This is a genomic window from Nocardia sp. NPDC058497 (assembly GCF_042720195.1).
Classification (GTDB): domain Bacteria; phylum Actinomycetota; class Actinomycetes; order Mycobacteriales; family Mycobacteriaceae; genus Nocardia.
In genome coordinates this window covers 1-5172 of the sequence record NZ_JBHXMY010000429.1, presented here as the reverse complement: position 1 = coordinate 5172, position 5172 = coordinate 1, and the positions used below count along the sequence as shown (strand labels likewise).

At 68.3% G+C, this 5172-nt stretch carries 5 protein-coding genes and 1 pseudogene; all 6 read left to right on the top strand.

Annotated elements, in window-relative coordinates:
- Positions 1 to 406 (top strand): annotated as a pseudogene (locus ACFWPJ_RS23920) (hypothetical protein); the annotation flags it as partial.
- A gap of 224 nt (positions 407 to 630) precedes the next feature.
- Positions 631 to 1182, top strand: a complete 552-nt coding sequence (locus tag ACFWPJ_RS23915; RefSeq protein ID WP_378854626.1) for a TM2 domain-containing protein — start codon at positions 631 to 633, stop codon at positions 1180 to 1182.
- Between the two features lie 165 nt (positions 1183 to 1347).
- Positions 1348 to 2100 (top strand): amino acid ABC transporter substrate-binding protein, encoded by a 753-nt coding sequence (locus ACFWPJ_RS23910; RefSeq protein ID WP_378854625.1) that lies wholly within the window; start codon positions 1348 to 1350, stop codon positions 2098 to 2100.
- Between the two features lie 3 nt (positions 2101 to 2103).
- Entirely contained in the window at positions 2104 to 2775 is a 672-nt protein-coding gene (locus ACFWPJ_RS23905) for an amino acid ABC transporter permease (protein WP_378854624.1), read from the top strand.
- A 144-nt stretch (positions 2776 to 2919) separates the two neighbouring features.
- Positions 2920 to 4338: a pyruvate kinase gene (gene pyk, locus ACFWPJ_RS23900; RefSeq protein ID WP_378854623.1), complete on the top strand. Its 1419-nt coding sequence runs from the start codon at positions 2920 to 2922 to the stop codon at positions 4336 to 4338.
- Between the two features lie 41 nt (positions 4339 to 4379).
- The gene (locus ACFWPJ_RS23895; protein ID WP_378854627.1) at positions 4380 to 5132 is read left to right on the top strand and encodes an acyl-CoA thioesterase; all 753 of its coding nucleotides are present in this window, start codon (positions 4380 to 4382) and stop codon (positions 5130 to 5132) included.
- Positions 5133 to 5172 lie beyond the last annotated feature (40 nt).

The window sequence follows — 5172 nt, the reverse complement described above, 5'->3', positions numbered from 1 at the left end:
GTCTTATCCGAGTCGGGCGAGCTGCCCTGCGCCGGTTCCGGACGCCACTGCACCCGCGCGATCCGCAGCAGCGCCTCGGTCGTGGCGGCCCCCGCCCCCCGCGGGCGCCCCCCGGGGGGGGGGCGGGTGGCAGTTCTCGGCGCTGCGTGCCGCCGGGGCGGCAGGCAACGCCGCCGCGGCCGACAAGTCCACCGAGGCAACGGATTCCACCGAGGACACCGCGAAGGACTCCACCGATGACGCGGCCGACAGCGCTGATCCGAAGCCGGAGCTGAAGAAGGCCGACCCGGCGCCGATCGCCGCCGACGCGACGCCCGCCGGTGCGGCAGACACCGCCGGTGCGGCAGACACCGCCGACGCGGCAGACACCGCCGCGCCGGAGCAATCCGGCGCGAAGAAGGCCTGATCGGGGGCCTTCCCCTTGAATTCGACGGGCGTCCGGCAACATTCCGGGCGCCCGTCGCGATATTCCGGGCAAAGTGGCGAGGACTGATCGCAGGGGACCCGAGGAGACAACAGCCGGTCCGTATGACCACAATGGCCGGTGATCGTCGCGGGCGCACCGCCGTTCGGCCGATCGCCACTGGCCGGGGGCCACGACGGGTACCCGCACGAATGATGGAGGCATGAGTGACCGACCCCTACAACCCCAATCCCCAGTACGGCCCCGACCTGAGCAAGCAGCCCGACTCCGGCGCGCAGCCGCAGTACGGCCAGCCTGCCTACGGCCAGCCTGCCTACGGCCAGCCCTCGGACCCGTACGCGCAGCAGCCGGGCTACGGCCAGCAGCAGCCGGGGTACGGTCAGCCGCAGTACGGCCAGCCCCAGTACGGTCAGCCCGCCGACCCGTACGCCCAGCCTCAGCCCGTCTACGGCGCCGCGCCGTACGGCGCCATGCCGCAGGGCTACAACCCGGCCGATCCGGAAGCGCCGTACGGCCGCGACATGTACGGCGTCCCGTTCTCGGACAAGCAGAAGCTGACGGCCGGTCTGCTGCAGATCTTCCTGGGTGGGTTCGGCGTTGGTCGCTTCTACCTCGGGTACAACGGCATCGCCTGCGCCCAGATCGCCGTGACCGTCCTGACGCTCGGCTGCCTGGGTTGGGTATGGCCGCTCATCGACGGAATCCTGATGCTCACCGGTAAAGTTCCCGACCCGCTGGGCCGCCCCCTCCGCGACTGAACGACCACGACTCCCTGAACGGGCGCTCTCACAGGGAGTGCCCGTTTTGCGTTTCCCCACCGGAATTCCGATCACGGTGAGCGATACTCTGTGTCCGTCTGTGGCGGCGCCGTAGCGTCGCTTGGCCTGCGCGTGCCTGATGCGCAGCGAAGGAAGGGATTGACCGTGCGCAAACTACTTGCCGCCGCCGTACTCGCCGTGGTCGCCGCGACGGGCCTGTCGGCCTGCGCGTCCGATGCCGACCCGAATGTGCTGAAGGTGGGTACCGAAGGCACCTACGCGCCGTTCAGCTACCAGGACAACGGCACGCTGACCGGCTACGACGTCGAGGTCGCGCGGGCTATCGGCGAGAAGCTCGGCAAGCGGGTCGAATTCGTGCAGACGCCATGGGACTCGATCTTCGCCGGCCTGGAGTCCCAGCGCTTCGATCTGGTCGCCAACCAGGTCACCGTCAATCCCGAGCGCGCGGCCAAGTACTCGCTGTCACAGCCCTACACGACCTCCGAGGGCGTGATCGTCACCAAGGCCGACAACACCACCATCACCTCGCTGGCCGATCTGGCGGGCAAGACCACCGCGCAGTCCTCGACCAGCAACTGGAGCAAGGTCGCCGCGGGCGCAGGAGCGAAAGTCGAAGCGGTGGAAGGCTTCGTGCAGGCCGTGCAGCTGCTGAAGTCCGGTCGCGTCGACGCCACCGTCAACGACACCCTGGCGGTCGGTGAGTACACCAAGAAGACCGGCGACACCGGCATCAAGATCGCGGCGAAGACCGGCGAGACCAGCAAGCAGGCCTTCGCCGCCCGCAAGGACGACGCCGCGCTGATCGCCGATATCGACAAAGCACTCGAGCAGCTGCGCGCCGACGGCACGCTGACCAGGCTGTCGGAGAAGTACTTCGGCACCGACGTCAGCCAATAGCGGATGGATCCCGCAACCAGGGAGCTGATCTGGCACAACCTATGGCCGATGCTGAAGGCCACGGTGACCGCGACGCTGCCGCTGACGGCGATCAGTTTCGTCCTCGGCCTGGCGATCGCGGTCGGGGTCGCGCTGGCGCGGATGTCGTCGAAGCGGGTGCTGTCGCTGCCCGCCCGCTTCTACATCTCGATCATCCGCGGCACCCCGCTGCTGGTGCAGCTGTTCATCGTGTTCTACGCGCTGCCGCAGTTCGGGATCGTCATCGACCCGTTCCCGGCGGCGGTGATCGCGTTCAGCCTCAATGTCGGCGGCTACGCCGCGGAGGTGGTGCGATCGGCGATCATGAGCGTCGCGCACGGGCAGTGGGAGGCGGCCGAGTCGCTGGGCATGACGTATCCGCAGACACTCTGGTACGTCGTGTTCCCGCAGGCATCCCGGATCGCCGTGCCGCCGCTGTCGAACACGCTCATCTCCCTCGTCAAGGACACCTCGCTGGCCTCCACCATCCTGGTGACCGAACTGCTGCGCACTGCCCAGCTGGCTGCCGCTCCGACCTTCGACTTCTTCGCCCTCTACGGTGTCGCGGCCCTCTACTACTGGGTGATCTGCCTGATCCTGGGCGTCGGCCAGACCCGCCTGGAAACGCGGCTGTCCAGGCACGTCGCGGTTCGGTGACAACTGGTTTCGTGAACACATGGGTAACTTGTCGGGAACGCCCGGCCCGTGCCCCGTCGATTTCCGCCGGTCCGGTCGGGTAGGGCCTTACACCCCCGACCGGCAAAGTACGCGGAGAGGCGGGGGAGTACTAGGCTTTGAACCGTGATGCGACGGACGAAGATTGTGTGCACCCTCGGACCGGCTACGGCCACCCAGGATCGTATTCGTGAGCTCGTCGAAAGCGGCATGGATGTGGCCCGGCTGAACTTCAGCCACGGTGAGCACGCCGACCATGCCGACAACTACAAGATGGTCCGCGCGGCCTCGGACGAGTCCGGCCGCGCGGTCGGCATCCTCGCCGACCTGCAGGGCCCCAAGATCCGCCTCGGCCGGTTCACCGACGGCCGCACCACCTGGGCCAACGGCGAACAGGTCCGGATCACCGTCGACGACGTCGACGGCACCCACGACCGCGTCTCGACCACCTACAAGCAGCTCGCGCAGGACGCCAAGGCCGGTGACCGCCTGCTCGTCGACGACGGCAAGGTCGGCCTGACGGTGGAGAGCATCGACGGCAACGACGTCGTCTGCCGGGTCACCGAGGGTGGCCCCGTGAGCAACAACAAGGGCCTGTCGCTGCCCGGCATGGACGTGTCGGTGCCCGCCCTGTCCGAGAAGGACATCGAAGACCTCGAATTCGCCCTGAAGCTGGGCGTGGACTTCATCGCGCTGTCGTTCGTGCGCTCGCCGTCCGACATCGAGCTGGTGCACGACATCATGGACAAGGCCGGCCGCCGCGTGCCGGTCATCGCCAAGCTGGAGAAGCCCGAGGCGATCGACAACCTCGAGGCGATCGTGCTCGCCTTCGACGCGGTGATGGTGGCCCGTGGCGACCTCGGCGTCGAGCTGCCGCTCGAGCAGGTGCCGCTGGTGCAGAAGCGGGCCATCCAGATGGCGCGCGAGAACGCCAAGCCGGTCATCGTCGCGACCCAGATGCTGGAGTCGATGATCGAGAACTCCCGCCCGACCCGCGCCGAGGCCTCCGACGTCGCCAACGCGGTGCTCGACGGTGCCGACGCGGTGATGCTCTCGGGTGAGACCTCCGTCGGCGCGTGGCCGATCGACGCGGTGCGCACCATGAGCCGCATCGTCACCGCGGTGGAGTCCGAGACGCACCGGGTGCCACCCCTGACCCACGTGCCGCGCACCAAGCGCGGCGTGATCTCCTACGCCGCCCGCGACATCGGCGAGCGGCTCAACGCCAAGGCACTGGTGGCCTTCACCCAGTCCGGCGACACCGTGCGCCGCCTGGCCCGCCTGCACACCCCCCTGCCGCTGCTGGCGTTCACCCCGCTGCCGGAGGTGCGCAGCCAGCTGACGCTGACCTGGGGCACCGAGACCTTCATCGTGCCGATGGTGCAGAGCACCGACGCGATGATCCATCAGGTCGACCAGGCGCTGCTGTCGATGGATCGGTACCGCAAGGGTGACCTGGTGGTCATCGTGGCCGGTTCCCCGCCGGGTACCGTCGGTTCCACCAACCTGATCCACGTTCATCGCATCGGCGAGGAGGACCACTAGTCGTGAGTAGTTCGGCAGGCGGATCGATCGAGGTCGAGACAGTGCAGGGCGAGCCGTCCCCCGATCTGCGGGTGCTGCTCGACCTGCTCGACCTGGAACCGATCGGCGAGGACGTCTTCCTCGGCAACCATCCCGAGAAGGTGTGGAGCCGCACCTTCGGCGGGCAGCTGGTGTCGCAGGCGATCGTCGCTGCCGGACGCACCGCCGGTGAGCGGCCGCTGCACGCGATCAACGCGCATTTCGTGCGCGGTGGCGACGTGAAGAAGCCGATCGAATACCACGTGCAGCGGCATCGCGACGGCCGCGCGCTCGCGAACCGGACGGTCACCGCCAGCCAGGACGGCCAGGAGCTGTTCGTCATGCTGGCGGCGTTCCAGGACTGGGGCAAGGGCCTCGAGCACGCCCACGAGGGCCCTGTGGTGCCCGATCCGGAGACACTGCCCCGGATCGAGGAGAGCTTCGCCGGCTTCGAGGACAAGCTGGAGATGTTCATCAACGCCCCGCACCCGGTCGACATGCGCTACACCAACGATCCGGCGTGGATCCTCAAGGGCACCGGCGAGAAGCTCAACCACAACCGCGTGTGGATGCGTACCGACGGCGCGCTGCCGGACGATCCGCTGCTGCACGTGGCCGCGCTGGGCTACTCCTCCGACACCACCGTGCTCGATTCGATCATCACCACGCACGGCCTGTCGTGGGGTCTGGACCGGATCCTGGCGGCCACCGTGAACCACTCGATTTGGTTCCATCGCCCGTTCCGCTTCGACGACAGGACCCACAACTCCACCTAAACACCCTTCGCGGCGGGCTCCCGGTGCCAGTCGACCGGCC

What these genes read in the sequence shown, in the direction of transcription:
- ACFWPJ_RS23905 (WP_378854624.1), top strand. Translation starts at nt 2,104, where the DNA reads ATGGATCCCGCAACCAGGGAGCTGATCTGGCACAACCTATGGCCGATG.